The sequence below is a fragment of the Streptomyces griseofuscus genome (assembly GCF_014673495.1).
In the GTDB taxonomy this organism is placed as follows: domain Bacteria; phylum Actinomycetota; class Actinomycetes; order Streptomycetales; family Streptomycetaceae; genus Streptomyces; species Streptomyces murinus.
The window spans coordinates 1,655,896-1,675,072 of the sequence record NZ_CP051006.1; the positions used below are offsets into that span (position 1 = coordinate 1,655,896).

The 19,177-nt window shown below is 69.5% G+C and carries 15 protein-coding genes and 1 pseudogene; 5 read left to right on the top strand and 11 right to left on the bottom strand.

Annotated features, from left to right (window positions below; genetic code table 11):
• Positions 1 to 35 precede the first annotated feature (35 nt).
• On the top strand, positions 36 to 2,591 hold the full coding sequence (locus HEP81_RS07245; protein WP_037659490.1) for an ATP-dependent Clp protease ATP-binding subunit: 2,556 nt from the start codon (positions 36 to 38) through the stop codon (positions 2,589 to 2,591).
• Positions 2,592 to 2,659: 68 nt separating this feature from the next.
• On the opposite strand, the gene ggt is transcribed toward HEP81_RS07245, so the two are convergent.
• Positions 2,660 to 4,468: a gamma-glutamyltransferase gene (gene ggt, locus HEP81_RS07250; RefSeq protein WP_037659487.1), complete on the bottom strand. Its 1,809-nt coding sequence runs from the start codon at positions 4,466 to 4,468 to the stop codon at positions 2,660 to 2,662.
• A 142-nt stretch (positions 4,469 to 4,610) separates the two neighbouring features.
• Here ggt and HEP81_RS07255 point away from each other — a divergent pair, with 142 nt between their 5' ends.
• Positions 4,611 to 5,357 (top strand): hypothetical protein, encoded by a 747-nt coding sequence (locus HEP81_RS07255; RefSeq protein ID WP_037659485.1) that lies wholly within the window; start codon positions 4,611 to 4,613, stop codon positions 5,355 to 5,357.
• A gap of 662 nt (positions 5,358 to 6,019) precedes the next feature.
• On the opposite strand, the gene HEP81_RS07260 is transcribed toward HEP81_RS07255, so the two are convergent.
• The 5 genes from HEP81_RS07260 to HEP81_RS07280 form a co-directional block, all read right to left on the bottom strand.
• Positions 6,020 to 6,433 carry a DUF6278 family protein gene (locus HEP81_RS07260; protein WP_037659482.1) on the bottom strand — a complete coding sequence of 138 codons (414 nt, stop codon included), beginning with the start codon at positions 6,431 to 6,433 and terminating at the stop codon, positions 6,020 to 6,022.
• A gap of 16 nt (positions 6,434 to 6,449) precedes the next feature.
• The gene (locus HEP81_RS07265) at positions 6,450 to 7,229 is read right to left on the bottom strand and encodes an exodeoxyribonuclease III (protein WP_037659479.1); all 780 of its coding nucleotides are present in this window, start codon (positions 7,227 to 7,229) and stop codon (positions 6,450 to 6,452) included.
• 46 nt (positions 7,230 to 7,275) lie between these two features.
• The gene (locus HEP81_RS07270; RefSeq protein WP_037659478.1) at positions 7,276 to 7,911 is read right to left on the bottom strand and encodes an MBL fold metallo-hydrolase; all 636 of its coding nucleotides are present in this window, start codon (positions 7,909 to 7,911) and stop codon (positions 7,276 to 7,278) included.
• A gap of 447 nt (positions 7,912 to 8,358) precedes the next feature.
• On the bottom strand, positions 8,359 to 9,654 hold the full coding sequence (gene pcaDC, locus HEP81_RS07275) for a bifunctional 3-oxoadipate enol-lactonase/4-carboxymuconolactone decarboxylase PcaDC (protein WP_037661987.1): 1,296 nt from the start codon (positions 9,652 to 9,654) through the stop codon (positions 8,359 to 8,361).
• Positions 9,655 to 10,289: 635 nt separating this feature from the next.
• Complete coding sequence (locus HEP81_RS07280; RefSeq protein WP_190275955.1) at positions 10,290 to 10,439, bottom strand: hypothetical protein; 150 nt, start codon at positions 10,437 to 10,439, stop codon at positions 10,290 to 10,292.
• A gap of 280 nt (positions 10,440 to 10,719) precedes the next feature.
• Between HEP81_RS07280 and HEP81_RS07285 the strand changes: the two genes are divergently transcribed.
• A complete protein-coding gene (locus tag HEP81_RS07285; RefSeq protein ID WP_243279305.1) occupies positions 10,720 to 11,658 on the top strand; it encodes a DUF6551 family protein in 939 nt (312 codons plus the stop codon).
• A 271-nt stretch (positions 11,659 to 11,929) separates the two neighbouring features.
• On the opposite strand, the gene HEP81_RS07290 is transcribed toward HEP81_RS07285, so the two are convergent.
• Positions 11,930 to 12,121 (bottom strand): hypothetical protein, encoded by a 192-nt coding sequence (locus HEP81_RS07290; protein WP_037661993.1) that lies wholly within the window; start codon positions 12,119 to 12,121, stop codon positions 11,930 to 11,932.
• A 276-nt stretch (positions 12,122 to 12,397) separates the two neighbouring features.
• Positions 12,398 to 13,615: a tyrosine-type recombinase/integrase gene (locus HEP81_RS07295; RefSeq protein ID WP_243279306.1), complete on the bottom strand. Its 1,218-nt coding sequence runs from the start codon at positions 13,613 to 13,615 to the stop codon at positions 12,398 to 12,400.
• 1,038 nt (positions 13,616 to 14,653) lie between these two features.
• Between HEP81_RS07295 and cutA the strand changes: the two genes are divergently transcribed.
• Positions 14,654 to 14,980, top strand: coding sequence for a divalent-cation tolerance protein CutA (gene cutA / locus HEP81_RS07300; protein WP_037661995.1), 327 nt, complete (start codon positions 14,654 to 14,656; stop codon positions 14,978 to 14,980).
• A gap of 65 nt (positions 14,981 to 15,045) precedes the next feature.
• On the opposite strand, the pseudogene HEP81_RS42605 reads toward cutA, so the two are convergent.
• Positions 15,046 to 16,286: pseudogene (locus HEP81_RS42605) on the bottom strand (helix-turn-helix transcriptional regulator).
• Between the two features lie 131 nt (positions 16,287 to 16,417).
• Here HEP81_RS42605 and HEP81_RS42115 point away from each other — a divergent pair.
• A complete protein-coding gene (locus tag HEP81_RS42115; RefSeq protein WP_078967663.1) occupies positions 16,418 to 16,927 on the top strand; it encodes an ATP-binding protein in 510 nt (169 codons plus the stop codon).
• 62 nt (positions 16,928 to 16,989) lie between these two features.
• On the opposite strand, the gene HEP81_RS07315 is transcribed toward HEP81_RS42115, so the two are convergent.
• Together HEP81_RS07315 and HEP81_RS07320 are read right to left on the bottom strand one after the other, a co-directional pair.
• Positions 16,990 to 17,490, bottom strand: coding sequence for an SAM-dependent methyltransferase (locus HEP81_RS07315; protein WP_037662000.1), 501 nt, complete (start codon positions 17,488 to 17,490; stop codon positions 16,990 to 16,992).
• 72 nt (positions 17,491 to 17,562) lie between these two features.
• Complete coding sequence (locus HEP81_RS07320; RefSeq protein WP_190276093.1) at positions 17,563 to 18,951, bottom strand: NsdA family TPR-like regulatory protein; 1,389 nt, start codon at positions 18,949 to 18,951, stop codon at positions 17,563 to 17,565.
• Between the last annotated feature and the right edge of the window lie 226 nt (positions 18,952 to 19,177).

Below are 19,177 nucleotides of genomic sequence, written 5' to 3' on the forward strand. Positions count from 1 at the left end.
CGGCGGAGCCACCGTCAGCGAAGGAAAGCATCGCCATGACCAACGGCTACCCTCCTGACCCCTTCGGCGAATTCCTCGCCCGTTTCTTCAGCGGCGCCGCCGGAGGCAACAGCGCGCCCGGCCCGCGGCACATCGACATCGGCCGGCTGCTCAGCCAGCCGGCGCGGGAGCTGGTCAAAGGGGCGGCGCAGTACGCCGCCGAGCACGGCAGCCGGGACCTGGACACCCAGCATCTGCTGCGCGCGGCCGTCTCCGCCGAGCCCACGCGGAGCCTGCTGACCCGGGCCGGGGCCGATCCGGACTCGCTCGCCACCGAGATCGACGACCGGGCGGGCCCGGTGCAGCATCCGCCGGGCGAGGTGCCGCCGCCGACCTCGCTGTCCCTGACGCCCGCGGTGAAACGGGCCCTGCTGGACGCGCATGACATGGCCCGCTCCAGCGGCGCGGGCTACATCGGCCCCGAGCATGTGCTCAGCGCGCTGGCCTCGAACCCGGACTCGGCGGCGGGGCACATCCTGCACGCGGCCCGCTTCCCGGCGAGCGGGCTGCCGCCGGAGCCGGCGGAGGGCACCGGGCAGGTCCGGGTGGAGCGGCAGCGCTCCACCGGCACGCCCACGCTGGACAAGTACGGCCGTGATCTGACCGAGCTGGCCCGGGAGGGCCGGGTCGACCCGGTGATCGGCCGGGACACCGAGATCGAACAGACCATCGAGGTACTGTCCCGGCGCGGCAAGAACAACCCCGTGCTGATCGGCGACGCGGGCGTGGGCAAGACGGCCATCGTGGAGGGCCTCGCGCAGCGGATCGCCGACGGGGACGTGCCGGACCAGCTGGCCGGGCGGCGGGTGGTCGCCCTGGATCTGACCGGGGTGGTGGCCGGCACCCGCTACCGGGGCGACTTCGAGGAGCGCCTGAACAACATCGTGGAGGAGATCCGCGCCAACTCCGACCGGCTGATCGTGTTCATCGACGAGCTGCACACCGTCGTCGGCGCGGGCTCCGGCGGCGAGGGCGGCGCGCTGGACGCGGGCAACATCCTCAAGCCCGCGCTGGCCCGGGGCGAGCTGCACATCGTGGGCGCGACCACCCTGGAGGAGTTCCGCCGGATCGAGAAGGACGCGGCGCTGGCCCGCCGCTTCCAGCCGGTCCTGGTGCCCGAGCCGACCGTCCAGGACACCATCGAGATCCTGCGCGGGCTGCGCGACCGCTACGAGGCGCACCACCAGGTCCGCTACTCCGACGAGGCGCTGGTGGCCGCCGTGGAGCTGTCCGACCGGTATCTCACCGATCGGCGGCTGCCGGACAAGGCGATCGACCTGATCGACCAGGCGGGCGCCCGGGTCCGGCTCGGCGCCCGTACCAAGGGCACCGATGTACGGGCGATGGAGCGCGAGGTGGACCAGCTGGTCCGGGACAAGGACCAGGCGGTCGCCGACGAGGACTACGAGCAGGCCAAGCAGCTGCGCGACCGGATCGCGGAGCTGAAGGGGAGCATCGCCGAGGCCAGCGGGGGCGAGCAGGCCGACGAGGGGCAGCTGGAGGTCACCGCGGAGTCCATCGCCGAGGTGGTCTCGCGGCAGACCGGCATCCCGGTCAGCCGGCTCACCGAGGAGGAGAAGGAACGGCTGCTCGGTCTTGAGGAGCATCTGCATCAGCGGGTCGTCGGCCAGGAGGAGGCCGTCGCGGTGGTCGCCGAGGCGGTGCTGCGCTCGCGCGCCGGGCTCGCCAGCCCCTCCCGCCCGATCGGCAGCTTCCTCTTCCTCGGTCCGACCGGTGTCGGCAAGACCGAGCTGGCCCGCGCGCTCGCCGAGGCGCTGTTCGGCAGCGAGGACCGCATGGTCCGCCTCGACATGAGCGAGTACCAGGAGCGGCACACCGTCTCCCGGCTGGTCGGCGCCCCGCCCGGCTACGTCGGCCATGAGGAGGCGGGACAGCTCACCGAGGTGGTGCGCCGGCACCCGTACTCGCTGCTGCTGCTGGACGAGGTGGAGAAGGCGCACCCGGACGTCTTCAACATCCTGCTCCAGGTGCTGGACGACGGCCGGCTCACCGACTCCCAGGGCCGCACGGTGGACTTCACCAACACGGTCATCGTGATGACCAGCAACCTCGGCTCCGAGGCGATCACCCGGCGCGGCGCCGGGATCGGTTTCGGACCGGGTGGCGCGGAGGCCGACGAGGAGGCGCGGCGGGAGCAGATCATGCGGCCGCTGCGCGAGCACTTCCGGCCCGAGTTCCTCAACCGCATCGACGAGATCGTGGTCTTCCGGCAGCTCACGACCGGGCAACTGCGGCAGATCACCGACCTGTTGCTGGAGAGCACCCGGCGGCTGCTGGACGGGCAGGGCGTCGCGGTGGAGTTCACGGACGCGGCGGTCGACTGGATCGCCGAGCGCGGCTATCAACCGGAGTACGGCGCCCGGCCGTTGCGCCGCACCATCCAGCGCGAGGTGGACAACCGGCTGTCGCGGCTGCTGCTGAACGGCACGATCTCCGAGGGCGGCCGGGTCACCGTGGACGTCAGGGACGGGCAGCTGGACTTCCGCACGCCCGAGGCGCCGGAGGCCGCGCAGGCCCCGCCCGCCGGATGAGACCCGTGCGCGAAGGTGCCGGAGGCGAGCCGCCTCCGGCACCTTCGCGCAGGTCGTGCGTACGGCGGCTACGGGGCCGGGTCGACCACCATCGCCGAGCCCCCGCCGCGTCGTACCTTCTCGGCCGCGGCCAGCCACTCGCCGTTCGGCAGCCGCTGCACCCCGGTCGCGGCGCCGATCTCCGGGTTGAGGGTGAAGTGGTGGCCGATGGCCTCCAGCTGCTGTCTCAACGGGCTGTTGTACAGGGCGGGTTCGAGTTCGGTCTGGGCCGCGTTGCGCTGGCTGGCGCGGGGCGCGGCGATGGCGTCGACCAGCGGCAGGTGCCGGTCGAGGAACTCGGTGAGGGTCTGGAGCACCGTGGTGATGATGGTCGCGCCGCCGGGCGAACCCAGCGCCACCACGGGCCGGTTGCTGCCGTCGAGGACGATCGCCGGCGAGATCGAGGAGCGCGGCCGCTTGCCCGGACCGGGCAGGTTCGGGTCGGGCACGGACGGGCTCGCCGGGGTGAAGGAGAAGTCCGTCAGCTCGTTGTTGAGCAGGAAGCCCCGGCCGGGCACGGTCATCGCGCTGCCGCCGGTCTGCTCGATGGTGAGGGTGTACGAGACGACGTCACCCCACTTGTCGGCCACCGTGAGATGGGTGGTGTTCTGGCCCTCGTACGTCGTCGGCGCCGCCTTGCCGCCCTTGGCGCAGTCCTTCGGGTGGTACGGGTCGCCGGGGGCGAGCGGGCTGGTGAGGACCGCGTCGTCCTTGATCAGGCAGGCCCGCGAGTCGGCGAACCTCTGCGAGAGCAACTGGCGGGTGGGGACCTTCTCGTAGGCGGGGTCGCCGACCCAGCGGCCGCGGTCGGCGAAGGCGATCCGGCTGGCCTCGATGAAGTGGTGCAGATACTGCGCCTCGCTCATCTTCGACAGGTCGGAGCTCTCCAGGATGTTGAGCGCCTCGCCGACCGTGGTGCCGCCCGAGGAGGACGGGGCGATGGAGTAGACGTTCAGACCGCGGTACGCCGTCCTGGTGGGCGCCAGGAGCTTGGCGCGGTAGACGGCGAGGTCCTTCTCGGCGAGCTTGCCGGGGCGGGCGTTCCAGCCGGAGGCCGGGTCCACGGGCGGGTGCTCGACGGTCCTGACGATGTCGTCGCCTATGTCGCCGTGGTAGATCGCCCCCATCCCTTTCTTCGCCAACTCCTCGTAGGTCTTGGCGAGTTCGGGATTCTTGAAGGTCGAGCCGACGGCCGGCAGCTTGCCGCCGGGCAGGAACAGCCGGGCGGTGTCCGGGAAGTAGCGGAACCGGGTCTCGTTGCCGGCGGTCTGCGAGCGGAAGGTGTCGTCCACGGTGAAGCCGTCGCGGGCGAGCTTCTCGGCCGGTTTCAGGACGCTGCCGAGCTTCTGACTGCCCCACTGGTCCAGGGCGGTCTGCCAGGTGGCGGGGGTGCCCGGGGTGCCGACGCTGAGTCCGCTGCTGACGGCGTCGTTGAAGGAGAGCGGTTTGCCGTTCTCCACGAAGAGATCGGAGTCGGCGCTGCGCGGTGCCGTCTCGCGGCCGTCGATGGTGTGGACCGTGCGGGTCCGCGCGTCGTAGTAGACGAAGTAGCCGCCCCCGCCGACGCCGGACGAGTAGGGCTCGGTGACGCCGAGCGCGGCGGCGGTGGCGACGGCGGCGTCCACCGCGTTGCCGCCGTGCTCGAGGACCTCGATACCGGCGGCGGTGGCGTCCTTGTCGACGCTGGCGACGGCACCGCCGTAGCCCACGGCCACCGCTTGTTTGCCGGTCGGCTCGCTCGCCCTCGGGGCGGGCGGCGGTGCCGCGGCCCCCACCGTCACCACGGCGGCCGAGACCACCGTCAGAACCGCCAGTCTCCGCGTGCCTGGACGACCCATCCGTACCTCCCGTCGGGACAGTCAGCGCAGCGTAGCCAGATTGTCACTTTAACGACAGTAGGCCTGGGCCGCTCGCCACACGACCGACACAGTTCGAACACCGGTACGCCCAGGGCACCCTGGCCCGCTACCATGCGCGGCCATGAACGACGACGTGCGCAACATCGTCCTGGGCCTGGTGGCGACCGCCATCTCCGCCTCCCTTGGCTGGCTGGCCCGTACCTGTCTGTGGCGCCGCAGTCTCCGGCGCGAGCAGACCTTCTTCGGACTGCCGGAGCACGCCGAGTCGCTGCTCGTCGTCAACCGGGACCCGGCCGCGACCGAGCCCGCGGTGCACCGCTACGACGTGTTCGCGCTGCTGGAGTTGTCCGCCCTCATCAAGGAGTGCGGGGCACACGCCGAGGTGGCCACCCAGGACACGGTCCGCCAGGGCTTCGGCGAGCGCACCGAGTTCTGCGTGGGAGGGCCGGCCTCGAATCGCCGTACGGCCGCGCACCTGTCGGCCATGCTGCCGGGGCTGCGGATCACCACCGACCCCGAACCGGTCGCCGAGCGCGGCATGTTCCGTATCGGCGGGGAGGTGTACCGGATGGAGCGGGGCGTGTCGGAGTACGTGCTGCTCGCGCGGGTCACCACCGAGGGCCGGGCCCGTCCGGTGTTCCTGTTCTGCGGCCAGAGCGCGGTCACCAATCAGGCCGCGACCCGCTATCTGGCCCGCCATCACGCGCGGTTGGCCCGCAAGTACGGCGACGGCACGTTCGTACTCCTGCTGAAGGTCCTCAACTCACAGGCGTACGGGCCGGACGTGGTGGAGTTGGTGGCGGATGTGACCCGGGCGGCGCGCAGTCCGCTGCCGGAGCCCGAGCCGGAGCCCGCGAGTTCCGCGTGAGGCGGGGCGGTGACGGCCCGTCGAGCGCAACTCGTCCGGCGCAGCTGACCTTCTCCTCGCCGGTGCGAGCAGTGATCTCCGGCTGCCGCCGGACGAGCCTGGCCCGTGTGAACTGCCGCCCCTCTCACGGTGCGGGGGCCATGGGGTCCCCACCCGGCGGCAGTGTCTCCGTCCCGGTGCGGCGGGGCTTGATCACCTCACCACGGGGCGGAACGCACCATCGTAGTCGAGACGTCGGGGGCCGGGGTTCCCGGCATGGGGGTAGGGCCTGTCCGACCGTTCCCGTCGTCGCCCGTCGCGCGGCAGACGGGAACGGTCGGGCAGGCCCTGAGGGCCGGGGGAAGTCGCCGGGGCCGGGTGCCGGAGGTGTCCGCGGGCCCCGGTAACCGGTGGGCCGCGAAGGGGTGTGAGGGACGGGTATTGACGGGGCGCCGGGTGAACCGGCCGGTGCGCGTTGCCTGGTACGCCTTCTTCCAGTCGCCGTTCCTCGGTTCGATCAACGGATCGACGGCCATACGCAGCCCTACTCCACTCTCCGCTGGGTGGTGGTTGCCGCAAACTATCCAGCCGGGCCCGGGAGTCGGAGGGCGACACGGCCTTTCCGGCATTAGCCGTATTTAAGGCCGTGTCGGAAAGGGCGTGGCCCCAAGGCCGCCGCGGGTTCAGACCTCGGCGATCTCCGCGTACAGCTGGGACAGCTCGGGCACGCCGGTCGCGGCCCACTGGCGGCCCGCGTCCACCACCTCCACCTCGCGGCCGGAGGCGAGGCGCAGGACGGGCTCGCCGCCGGCGCTGATCCGCCAGGCGGCGCCGGGCACGGTACGCACCACGACGGTGCCCAGATACAGCGCGGCGTCATGGCCGAGCCAGGGCAGCGTCTCGGCGTCGTCGCGCCAGCGCGGGACCATCTGGTCCAGGGCCTCCAGGGAGGCCGGGGTGTCGTCCAGGCGGACGCCGCCCCGGGCCGCCTGGGCACGCAGCAGATCGCACTCGGACAGCAGCGCGGCCACCGACTCGGGGTCGGCGGGCAGCGCGGGGTGCTTCTTGTGCCGTGGGCCCAGGAACGGAAGGTTCATGGGACCCAGCGTGGCATCAGACGTCGAGGTCGACCACCACGGGCGCGTGATCGGAGGCGCCCTTGCCCTTGCGCTCCTCGCGGTCGACGTAGGCGTCCTTGACGGCCCCCGCGAAGGCCGCGTTGCCGTACACCAGGTCGATGCGCATACCGCGGTTCTTGGGGAAGCAGAGCTGGCGGTAGTCCCAGTAGGTGAACGGGTGGTCGTACTTGAGCGGGCGCGGTACGACGTCGTCGAGGCCCACCTCGCGCAGGGCGGTGAGGGCGGCGCGCTCGGCGGGGGTGACATGGGTGGCGCCCTCGAAGGCGGCCCGGTCGTAGACGTCGTCGTCGGTCGGCGCCACGTTGTAGTCACCGAGGACGGCGAAGGGCCGGCTGCCCTGCGCGTCGCCGAGGACGGCGGCGCGCAGGGCCTCGAACCACTGGAGCTTGTACGCGTAGTGCGGGTGGTCGACCTCGCGGCCGTTGGGCACGTACACCGACCACACGCGGACGGGGCCGCAGGTGGCGGAGATGGCGCGGGGCTCGGTCACGCCCTCGTACCCGGGGTCGCCGGGCAGTCCCCTGACGACGTCCGCCAGACCGACGCGGGAGAGCACCGCCACGCCGTTCCACCGGCCGGTGGCGTGCACCGCGGCCTCGTAGCCCAGCTCGCGCAGCGGCTCGATCGGGAACTGCTCCTCGGCGACCTTGGCCTCCTGGAGGCAGAGCACGTCGGTGCCGCTGCTCTCCAGCCAGGCCAGCAGGCGCGGGAGGCGGGCGGTGATCGAGTTCACGTTCCAGGTCGCGATGCGCATGTCTCACAACCTACCTGGCGGGTACGACAACCCGGCCCGCCCCGCCTCACAGCCGGGCCGAGGCCCCCGGGGCGAGCCGCTGGTGGTCAGTGCCGCCGAGGGCGCCGATCTGGTGGTCGTAGATCGGCCGGGCCAGGTCGGTGAGCAGGGCGTCATGGATGTCGTAGGCGCGCTGCGGGCGCACCTCACGGACGTAGTCGATCACCTCGGCGATCTTGTTCCAGGGGGCCATGACCGGGAGCATCAGCGTCTCCACGGGCTGGTCGGGGACGGTCAGGGCGTCGCCGGGGTGGAAGATCCTCCCGCCGTCCAGGAGGTAGCCGACGTTGGTGATGCGCGGGATGTCCGGGTGGATCACGGCATGCAGCTCGCCGTGCACCTGTACGTCGAAGCCGGCGGCGGTGAAGGTGTCGCCGTGCCCGACGGTGTGCACACGGCCGGGGAACGCGGCCGCGATCTTCTCGGCGACGGACCGCAGCGTCCAGATCCGGGCGGCCGGGTTGTCCTCCATCGCCGCCCGCAGCCGGGACTCCTCGAAGTGGTCCGCGTGCTCGTGCGTCACGAGGATCGCGTCCGCCCCGAGCGCGGCGTCCTGCTCGCTGAACCCCCCGGGATCGATGACGAGCACCTGCCCGTCCTTCTCCACCCGGACACAGGCATGGGACTTCTTGGTGAGCTTCATGCCTCACCATCCTGCCGGAGGGGGCGGGGGGACGCCCGGGGGGTGGGGCGACGCCCGGGGGGGGCGGACGCCCGGGGGTAGGCGGACGCCTGGGGGTGGGGCGACGCCCGGGGGGGCGGACGCCCGGGGGGTGCCGCCCGGGGGCCCCGGGAGGGAGGCCGGCGCGCCCGGGGATAGGCCGACGCCCGGAAGGGGGGCCGGCGCCCGGCGGGTCGGCCGACGCCCGGGGGGCCGACGCCCGGCGGGGGCCGACGCCCGGCGGGGGCGAACGCCCCGGGGGGGTCCGCGCCCGGGAGGGGGGCCGGCGCCCGGGGATAGACGGACGCCCGGGGGGGGGGCCGACGCCCGACGGGTCGGCCGACGCCCGGCGGGGGTCGACGCGCAGGGGCCGCTGGATGTTCGCGGGGCAGGGGCTCTTCCCACCCCGCGGACGGTCGGTTTCGCGGCTCACTCCGCGGGGGTCGTCTCCTCCTGGATGATCTGCTGGGCCACCTTGAAGGCGCTGGTGGCGGCGGGGAGGCCGCAGTAGAGGGAGATGTGCAGGAGGATCTCGCGGATCTCGTCGGGGGTGAGGCCGTTGCGCAGCGCGGCGCGGGTGTGGGAGGCGAGTTCGTCCAGGTGGCCGCCCGCGATCAGCGCGGTGAGCGTGATGCAGCTGCGGGTACGGCGGTCCAGGCCCGGCCGGTCCCAGATCTCGCCCCAGGCGTAGCGCGTGACGAACTCCTGGAAGTCCCTGGAGAACCGGTCCGCCCCGGCCAGCTCCTGGTCGACGCGTGCGTCACCGAGCACCTCGCGGCGGATCTTCAGCCCGGTCTCGTACCGGCCGGCCCGGTCCGCGGGCGGCGCGGTGGCGGCCGGCGGAGCGATCTCCGCGACCGGGACCACGGCCTGCGGCGGCACCATCGGCGGCGGCGCCGTGACCTGAGCCCCTGGCAGGGCGAGCTGGCCGGTGTCGTACGGCTGCTGCCAGGCCGTGGCGAAGTGGTGGACCAGCAGATCGGTGACGGCGGCCGGCTGCTCGACCGGGACCAGATGGGAGGCGCCGGGCACGACCGCGAGCCGCGCGTCCGGGATGCCCGCGACCAGGGTGCGGGCCTCGGCCGGGCCGGTGACCTGGTCCTCGGAGCCGACCAGGACCAACGTCGGCGCCGCGACCCGGCCCAGCTCGGCCCGTACGTCGAACGCGGCGAGGGCCTCGCAGGAGGCGATGTAGCAGCCGGGGTCCGTGGTGCGCACCATCTGCACCGCCCACTCGGTGATCGCGGGCTGTGCCGCCGAGAACCCGCTGGTGAACCAGCGGTCCGGCGAGGTGCGGGCGATGGGGTCCAGGCCGTTGGTGCGTACGATCACGCCGCGCTGGCGGAACTCGTCGGCCGTCCCGAACCGGGGCGAGGCCGCGACCAGCGCGAGGGAGGCCAGCCGCTCGGGGTGCCGCAGGGCCAGCTCGATCCCGATCGCGCCGCCCAGCGCACAGCCCGCGTACCCGAAACGCTGCACACCGAGCGAGTCCAGGGTCGCGAGCAGCCGGGCGCTCAACTCCCCCACGGACCCGACCGGATGCGCGGGCGCCCCGCCGTGCCCGGGCAGATCGAACCGGAAGATCCGCCACTGCTTGGCCAGCTCCGGAACCTGCCGGTCCCACATGTGCCATGTGGTACCCAGTGAGGGACCCAGGATCAGGACCGGAGCGTCTTCTGGCCCGTCAAAGCGGTATTGCAGGGTGTTGGGGGGTGTCTCACTCACGCCCCAGACCCTCTCACGTCTCACGAAATCTCACACGGCCAGGTGAACCCGGCGGCTCGTGACCCTCGCGGCGCGGCACGCCCGGCACCGCCGAGACCCTCATGGGTCCACGTACGGGTTCTTCGATGTGCACGCCTGACCGTGGGGACAGCGCGTCCTCCCGGCTCGCGCACCCTCCCAACCCCTGCGCCGCACAGCTTCCCACCCTCGGCGGGGCTTCCAGACGGTCTCGTTTGCAGCAAAGCGTGTAGTGCCGTCCCCAAGGATCGGCATGACGCACCTGAATACCTTCCAAGACACCCGAGCAGCGTGCTGAAGCCGACGAAGTCATCTGGGGGCCGTACCGCTTCAGGCCCGGAGTCGATTACGCGGATGCACTGGGCCGGGCGGTCCCCCCGTTCCCCCTCCTCCCCGGCGGCCGCACTCGGCTCGCCGTAGACCCCTCCCCGCGGCCCTCCTGGCACGAAGGCTCCGACGGCGAGCAGGGCTGGCGCGACCGCTACCGCACCTCTCCCATCCGCCTCTGGGCGACCTGCACCGTTCCGGATCACAAGCCCTGGTCGCTCGCTTTCGCGGTGCCGCAGGACGGCGGCTGGGCCCTCGGCGGCGCCTGACCCGGACGGGGGTCGGCCTCACTACTGGCCGTCAAGGTCGAGGCGTGGGCCGGTCTTGGCGTATGCGGCGTTCCCAGCGAACTGGTACTTCTCCCAGGCGGACTGGCGGGTGACTCCGAGCGCGTCGGCGACCTTCTGCCAGGGCTCCTTCCGGTGCCGAGCGCGAGCCACAGCGATCACCCTCAGGGGCTCGGTTCGCCCCTCCAGCTCACGCAGCGCGGCCAGGGCGGCGCGCGGGACGCGGGGGCGCACGAAGCTCGATTAAGAGCACCCGGCGCGGGGGCGAACGCACAATCAGCCCCTAATTAGCAGGTCACAAGCGTGTCGGGTCCAAGACCATGCGAGAAGAACAAAAGTGCGAGAACTTCGGAGATGCGAAACCGTTTGACATGCGAGAAATTTCTAAGGTTGGCTGGCCGCCAAACCACCAACCTGGACGGGAGTTGCCTCCATGGCGACGACGACCGCCCCGGCCCCCAAGGGCGCCGAGGGCAAACGGGGGACGAAGACCGCCCCCGTCCGCAAGGTCACCGTGCGCAAGCAGCGCGGGAAGGACGCGCCGCCGCAGTACGAGCCGGTGCCGCACGACGACCGGCCCGTCTACTACCGGAAGATTCCGGTGGGCCTGCTGGAGGTCGACCCCAGCCTGGACTCCCAGCGGATGTTCCAGCGCCCCTGGGCCAACAAGCTGGCCAAGATCTGGAACCCCGCCGTCCTGCTCCCCGCGATCGTCGCCCGGCGGTCCGACGGCCGGTACTACGTCCTGGACGGCCAGCACAGCAATCAGGTGGCCCTGGAGAAGCACGGACCGGACTTTGAACGGCACTGCCTGGTGTACGAAGGGCTGGACATCTCCGAGGAGGCCGCCTTGTTCCTCGCCGCGAACCGCGACCGCAAGGCGGTCAAGCCCGCGGACAACTACCGGGTGGCCCTCAAGGCCGGCGAACCGCTGGTGACGCGGATCGACGCCGAAGTGCGGTCCTGCGGTCTGACCGTCACCGGCAGCAGCACGGTCAACCAGGTGGGCGCCGTCCAGGCCGTCATGGCCGTGGGCGAGAAGCGTGAGGGACTGCTACCCAAGGTCCTCAACACCGTGGCCGCCGCCTGGGGCCGGGACGCCTCCTCGTGGGACAACATGGTCCTCCGCGCGGTCGGCCTGGTCATCGACAACAACTGGGACAAGGTCGACCTCGATCGTCTGGCCAAGGCCCTGCGCAAGTACACGGTCCGCCTGTGGAAGACCAACGCCATCCGCATGACGAAGTCCGGCGGCGGCTCCCAGTCCCGTTCCCTGCCGCTGGCCGAGAACATCATCACCGAGTACAACAAGGGCGAGACGGACCCCGCGAAGGTCCTGATCGCGCCCGTGGGCCGCGCCTCCCGCGCGTAGCCGTCCCCAGGCCGGTAGGCCCCACCCCGATGCCGACGGGGTGAGGGCCTACCGCGGGCGACCCTACCCGTGGGCCCGGCAGCAGCCCCGGCTCACGCTGGTCCCCGGCCTGGGCCACGCCGCACAGATGAAGAGTCTGCGCCAGGCCCTCGACGGCGCCCAGGACGTAACCGCAGCGCGCCGGGAGAGCGAGAGCCGGGTCAGCGCACGTGATCAATTTCAGCGCCAACGGCTGTACCGATGTTCCAACCGCCGTCCCAGCCCCCTGCGATCAGCCGTAGTACGCGTCGCGCGCAGCGGTGAACGCGACCGCTGCCCTTTCGACCTCTTCGAGGGCAGCCCACTGCTTGTCGGTCAACTCCTCCTCGGTCTGGTCAATCGGCCAAACCTCATCGAGTTCCCGACGCTTCGTCGCGAACTCCGCCCGGGCTGCCTGATAGATTTCACGCTCCTGCTGGTTCATGGCGCAAGGCTACGGCAGTTTCCGGAGATCAACCGTCAGTCACCATCGGGCTGATCACCGCGGAGAACTGGCGACAGTTGAATACGCGAGCCCACCAGTACCTCGCACACACGGCGGGCAAGCTCTGCCTTGCCTCGCAGGAGGGGAGACGTTGGCGGTAGCCTGGCCGCCCCTCCCCCTTGCCGTCGCTGGTCCACAGCCAGCAGCGACCTCCGGGTCCACTCGATTTGACTGCCATACGGCTGGGCAGGTCGCTAAATCGGCAGGCCGCCTGAGTCACGCTTGCCCCTCCGTCGCAGCACCGTGCAGGCCGTCCCACGTTGTGGCGGCTCCGCGGAGGTCCTCCACGTCCGGCTTCACGTACCACTTCTTGGTGGTCTTGACGTTCGTGTGCCCGGCCCACCGGGCAAGGATGTGATCCGGCACGCCTTTGTTGGCGAGGTATGTGAGGCAGGAGGAGCGAGCGTCGTAGAGGCGCACTCTGCGGAGTTCAAGGATCTCCATGAGCCGGTAAGCGCGTCTGCGGAGCTGCTTGATCGTGAAGGCTTCCCCGGTCTCATGCACCACGACGTATCCGGAATCTGAGTAAGCCTCACCGAGGACGAGCTTCTCCTTGGCTTGGAGAGCCCTGAACGACTTGAGGGCAGCCAGCACCGGTGCCGGCAAAGGAAGATCCCGTTCCCCGGCCAGGGACTTGGTGTCCTTCTCTACAACGTACCGGTTCCCCATCATTGTCCGCGTGTTGGCTATGGTGATCGTGGCGGCTTCCAAGTCCACGTCTTCCCATCGGAGTCCGCAGACTTCAGCCGGACGTAGACCCATGAGGGACAGCAAGAGAGCAGCGTAAAGCCGTTCTGTCCGGACACCGTGAATGAACGTATGAATCTCCTGCACGTTCCACGGCTTCACCTCCTGCTTCTTCTTTCGCTCTTCTTTACGTGCTCTGCGTGGGATGGTCACATGTTGGGCTACATTCATGGTTACTAGCCGACGCGTAACGGCTCGATTCAGGGCGTCCTTCAATCGGGCGAGACTCATCTCCACGCTGGTCACTCCAAGCGGAGTACCTGCTTTGCCACCGCGCACCCGCCCATGCTTCAACGCCCAGTGCATCCAATTTTCTACATCTTCCTCGGTGAGTTCTTGAAGCCGGATGCGCCCCAACCTCCCCCGAACTCGATCGAGGGTAACCCGATAGTTGTAAATAGTGGTCTCTTCCAAATCCTCTGCCTTCATGGCCAGCCACTGATCAAGCCACTCATTTACATTTATCTGGTTGGGCGGTACGAACGTCCCTTCCTCGCGGCGGTTTGTGATGCGCGCGTACTCAGCCTTCGCCTCCTTGAGAGTGGCGAACGTACGAGTCAGCTGTTTGCGCCTCCCGGTGTCAGGGTCGATGCCTACGTCGACTACGAAACGGTAGCGCACCTGTCCCCTGGAGTTGGGTGGAAGCTTCTTGATCGGAACGGACAGGGGGTACTCACTCTCCTTCAAGGGGACCTGCACGAGCAGGGCGCCGGATCATCTGGCTGGCACCAGACCAGTGCCATTCCGTTTCACGGGCTGCTGAGTTCGCTGCAGCTCCGCCGCCAAGCACAGCCGCGCATGCGAACGTCCTCAAGGAACCTCACGATCGCCGGTTTTGCTAACCGGCGATCGTCGTCTATGTTGCGCACCGCATCACGAAGGCAGCATCGGCTTAGGCTCGCCGCAGCCAGGGCCAGCCGACGCGCAACCAGGTGCGCGTCGTCCGTGGCGAGCACGAGCAGACCGTCATCGGTGAGGCGGTCGAGATTCCGGGCAGCGAGTCGCTCGTCCTGATGGTGAGTGCCACTTGCCGTGTTGCGTCGCCAAGACGTGCCGCACGGTATGCGAGGGCGGCACTGACGCTGCGATAGCCGGGTTGCAACAGGTCCTCGCCGAGCAGGCCAGCCACGCAAAGGCAGACGTACAGCTCGGCGGAAAGGGTCCCGTAGTCGCCCGCTGCTTGGCTGTACCAGGCGTTCAGACGCGCCGCGGGTATAAAGAACGGGTGCAGTGAAGCGAGCGGATCGAATAGCGGGGTCAGACAGGCGGACCTCCCCAAGTAGGAGCCCTGCCAGCAAGGCAGTCAAACGGGTGCAGGATTTCAAGGCATTGCGCAACCCGAGCCGCAGTGGACCATCTGCACATCCTGGCTTGGTGTTTTCCGGGACGTTGTACGTTGACATGGTCCGGACGGAGGTATCCAGTCCTGTGGTCCTATTTCTCGTCTGCCGTGAGCGAATGGCCGCCGACAGCCAGCAAATCCTCCTGTCGTGGGCTTGTGAAGCGCACGAGCCCCGGCGCCTGCCTCATGCAGCCGCACGACCTCGTTGACGAGAACCTGCCACCGCGGTGCCGAAGCGACGCGCCACCCCGCATGGCCCACCGGCACCTGACTGGTACAGGCACGTGGTCGAGCCTCACTCGCCTTGAGCGGTGGCTACCAGCTTTCGGTGTGCCCTGGACGGCTGGGTAGGGTCGCGGTACCCGAGCTGGAGAGGCAGTTGCATGGCCCACGATATTGTGATTGCGCAGACGACCAGCGACGACGAGGGACAGGCGACGATGCTGGCCCGAGGTGCGGTCGAGAGCAAGCTGGCAGCGGGAGTCCACATCGATGCGCCAATCACCGCCTTCTACTGGTGGAAGGGGAAGGTCGAGGCGGCGCGGGAGTGGCGCATCTCGTATATGACTACGACAGACCGTCTTCCCGCGCTAGAAGCGTGGGTGCACGAGAAGCACTCGTACGACGTCCCCCAATGGATCACACTGCCCGTAACCGGCGGGTCGGAGGCGTACCTGTCCTGGGTCTTCGAGGAAACGGAAACCGACTGAGGACCCACGGGCCGGGCGTCGGCGGCGTTGGTGCCCTGGGCTTGCCGCGTGCCACCCGAGGTGGATCAGGATGCGAACCGCCGGAAATGAACGGCAAGTTCGTGCTCGCTGTCAGGGAGCAACGCTGCAATAGCCGCCGCCCGCTCCTTGCCCATGGTGTTGGGCTTGGCCTGTGCCGCCGCAGCGAACTGGCGGGCCACGTAGACGCCTTGGCCGACGTCGCCCCCACGCAGTAGGGCCGACGCCAGATCACCGAGGACTACGGCGCCCCCGTCCGGTAGCCCGTCTCCGAGGCGGTCGACCGCGGTATCAGCTGTGGACGTGAGCTCGGGGCGCCTCAGCTGGCCGTACACGGACAGGGCCAACGAGTCCATGCGGTATGGGGTCACGAACCTGACCCATGCCTGCTCGCTGGTGTGGTCCGCGAAATCGTAGACGAAGCGCGCTCGGTCTAACGCCCGGAGCGCCCCGACCTCGTCGCCGGCCGCCGCAGCTTCTTCCGCGTGCCTGCCGAGAACCCAGGCCGCAGCAGTAGCGTTGCCGTGGCCTCGCACGTCGTTGGCGGCTTGGGAGAGGAACTCCATCTTCGCCTTTGGCGTCAAAGCGCCGTAGCTGCTGTAGGTCAGGGCCAGGGCTCGAAGTGGAGGATGCCCGGCAGCCGCCGCGCACTGCGACGTGACTTTGTAGTAGGCGTTGGCTTTGTCGTGCTCCCCCAAATCCCAGGCCACCCAACCGGCCAGAGCGGCGGTTTCTCCAGCGGCGATAGTGAGAGCGCCTTCGTGTTCGCCTGCACGAGGCAGGGCCGCAGTGATCGCGTCAAGATGCGACTCGACCGTTTTCTGCAGCCGCCGTGCGCTGAGGTTGAGGTCTGAACGTGCAGTTCAGCGGCTCGGTCGATGAGCGCGGCAGCAGCGGGCGAATCGATCTTGGTCCCCTTGCTGAGGGCGAAGGCGAGGCGCCCCCAAGGCTCGGCGGCCACGCTCACGCCGATAGTGGCGCTAACCAGGAGCGTGCGACGCTTCACGGCGTCTTGGTCCTCCCCTGCATCGGCATGCTCCTTTCTTTTCCGAGCGCGGGCGGCCCTGGCCTCTCGCTGTAGTTCCTCGAAGGGGACACCGCAGGCCGCCGCTATGTGGCCGATTGTGTGGTTGGTAGGAATGTTCTCGAAGTTCTCATAACGGCTGATCTCTCGGCGGGTCATGGTGTCCCGGCCGGAGACAGCGTTGATCGCCTCCGCCTGCTCCTCCTGCGTCCGGCCCGCTTCCTGTCGAAGCCGGAGGAGCAGGTCGGCGAACGGGTCTGGCATGAGTGTGACCTCTGTCGGTGGACGGAATCCCATCATGGCCTCAATTCCCCCCTGCAGTTTTCCCCTTGACGCGAACTTCCCCCTCTGGATTCCCCTGGTCGACGGCGTCGCAGCACGGTGCCATAGCCCACATGACCAGGCTCCAAGAGGCGGCCCCGCCTGGCGGGGGCATCCGTAGCTGTGCGGCTACAGCAGGCGCGTCATGCGTCAGGCCGGTTCAGGAAGACGGGGCCGGCGCATGGGCGAGGGCAGAGGTACCGGCGGCATACCATGCCTGTCAGGCGGCCCTTCTCCCCGACCTTGCGAAGGTCGGGGAGATGCGGCGCATAGCCAGGGCGTTCCTGCGGCGGTGCCGTGTTTCAGAGCCGGTGGCGGGGTTCGTCGTACTGGCCGTTTCGGAGCTGGTCACCAACGCCGTGGTCCACGGTGAGGGCGAAGTCGTGCTCCACATCACGGTGGCCGTCGACGTGGTGCGTGTCTCGGTAACCGACCACAACCCGGCGCCCGCTGTGCTCAAGGAAGCCGGACTCGACGGCGAATCGGGGCGCGGGATCCGGCTGGTCGATGCGATCTCAGACGCATGGGAGAGCAACGGCGAGGAGACGTGGTGTGAGTTCCGAGACGCGAGGGCTGCAGCTTGAGCCAGACCTCCAGTTGGGTCCCGACGATGCAAATGGCAAGCCGGGCAGCTCAGTCGCTTCTGTCATACAGGGCGCTCCAAGGGCCGTTCGCTTGCCTTCGCCCAGTAATTCGGTTCGAGCATCTCGCCGGGCCAGGCGGGCTGACGGATCGGGCCACGAGGCCCCATCTGTTCGAAGTACGGTGCCAAGTCGATCACGGGCGTTCCGTCTACAGCGTCGAGATCGGTGACCAACAGGTCCCGTCCCTCGACCTTGAGCAGCCGCGGGTAGCTGATCGCCAGTTGATTGGGACGCCGATGGTTGCGGTGGACGAAGGTACCGGTCGACGGCCAGGCCGGATTCCCGCGGGGGCTGCGTGCGTGGAGTTGGACGTCTTCCGGTCGCGACAGGTGGAAGAGCCAGGTCACCGTCAGGTGGGAAAACTCTTCGATTCCCTGCAGCGTCTCAAGGGGGTACGCCTCGTTGAGTCGGATGACCGACTCGACTCCGCCCTGGTAATCGTCCTGAACGCGGGTGTGGCCCCCGACCACCGTTGCGATCGATTCGACCTCGTACGTTGCCATCGGCGCTCGTTCCTCTCTAACGGGGTCGCGTGTTCAGCAGCTGCCGTCAATAGCTGCGGACGTGCCCTGTGGTCAGCCTATGGCGCGCAGCATTTCCCGCGCCCGGCGGTCCAGTTCAGCGACGTGGCGGCCACCACGTTGCCGCACAGGCGAGAGGTCGCTCTGCATGCGGACGATGACGTCGCGGGCGCGGCCGGACTGGACGCCAGCCATGGCGTCCAGTGCTTGTCCCCAGGTACCACATGCCTCATCGAGGCGTCCCTGCTGGACCTGGACAGCACCGAGGTAGCCGAGGGTCACACTGTGGGTACGGGCATACTGCTGCCGCCGGCGGGTGGCGACGCTGCGCTGGAAATGCAACTCCGCGTCGAGAGGATTTCCCAGGTCCCGCAAGGCACACGCAGTCTCGTGGGCGAGGGAGGCTTCCTGGAAGAAGCTGACGCGGTCGGGGGCGTCCTCGTTATCGGCACGTGCGAGGTCCCTCTCCGCGCGACTGATGGCCGCGAGAGTGCCGCGGCGGTCGCCGCCGGCGGCCAGGGCGCGGGCATGGACTACCGCGAGCAGGGCCTTCTCCCGCGAGCTGGCCTGGCCGTAGTGGGTGCGGGACGTGGAGGCGTCGGCCAGGTCGAGCGCTCTGCGTGGGTGCCCGAGGTCGACTGCTTGATGGGCGAGGGCACGCAGGATGTGGCCGCCCAGCGGTCCGTCTGCGGCTTCGGCCGCAATGCGTGCGGCGAGGGTGAGGTAGCGCTGGGCGGTCCGATGCTCTGAGGCGTCGAAGGCCATCCAGCCGGCGAGGTAGGTCATCTCTGCCACGGCCGAGTACGTATCCCGGCGGTGCCGTTCCGTTCGGAACCTGCTGCCCAGGAGCGGCACCGCTTCGTCGCGAAGATGGCCGGCCAGGGCCGAGCGCCCCGAGGCTCCACCGCGCTGCTGGTCCCTCGCGGAGTAGAAGGTGGTCAGTTTGCGGACATCGTCGATGTCAGCCTGAGTCACCAGCCGGGAGGAGACTGCAGGGCGCGAGGCCGCCGCGGCCGGGGCGGCTGCCCACCAGGGAGCGGCAGGCAGGACGAGGCCGGCGGCCGAGTACGCGGTGGTAGCCAACAGCTTGCGTCGGTGCATGTCCAGATCGTCGCTTCCCAGCTCGGCCAGCACGGTCAGAGGGTCGACGCTCCAGTCAGAACTACTGTTAGTGGATCCTGTCGGCCCATCTTCCAGTCCGAGGTCAGCGAGGGTGAGGCGTCGGCCGAGCCTGCGGGACAGCGTCTCACGCAGGATATGAGGCGCTCGTCCACTGGGCTTCGTGCCCTGGACCCACATGGCGATGTGGGAGCGGGAAATGGCCTCCAGTTCGCGTACACCGCTCTCCGCGGCAACGCGAGCGACCGCGGCGGCTGCTTGGGGCTGGGACCAGCCCGCTTCGCGCAGGAGCGCGGCAAGGGCGACGTTTCTCTCACGGGCCATGTACTGCCCCTCGGTTCCGAAATGATCTTTGACGCCTTTGACGACCTTGAGGGCCGCGTAGGCATACCCCCTGACAGGGATTCGCGGTACGCTCAACGTAGCCGCAGGATCACTCACCTTGCACGTCAGTTGCCTGCGGTCCACAGCGTTCCTCGCTCAAGTTGGCTTGATTCACTTAGGAGTTGCGTCATGCGTCCCTCGCTAGCCCTTCGCCGGGCGTGCCAAC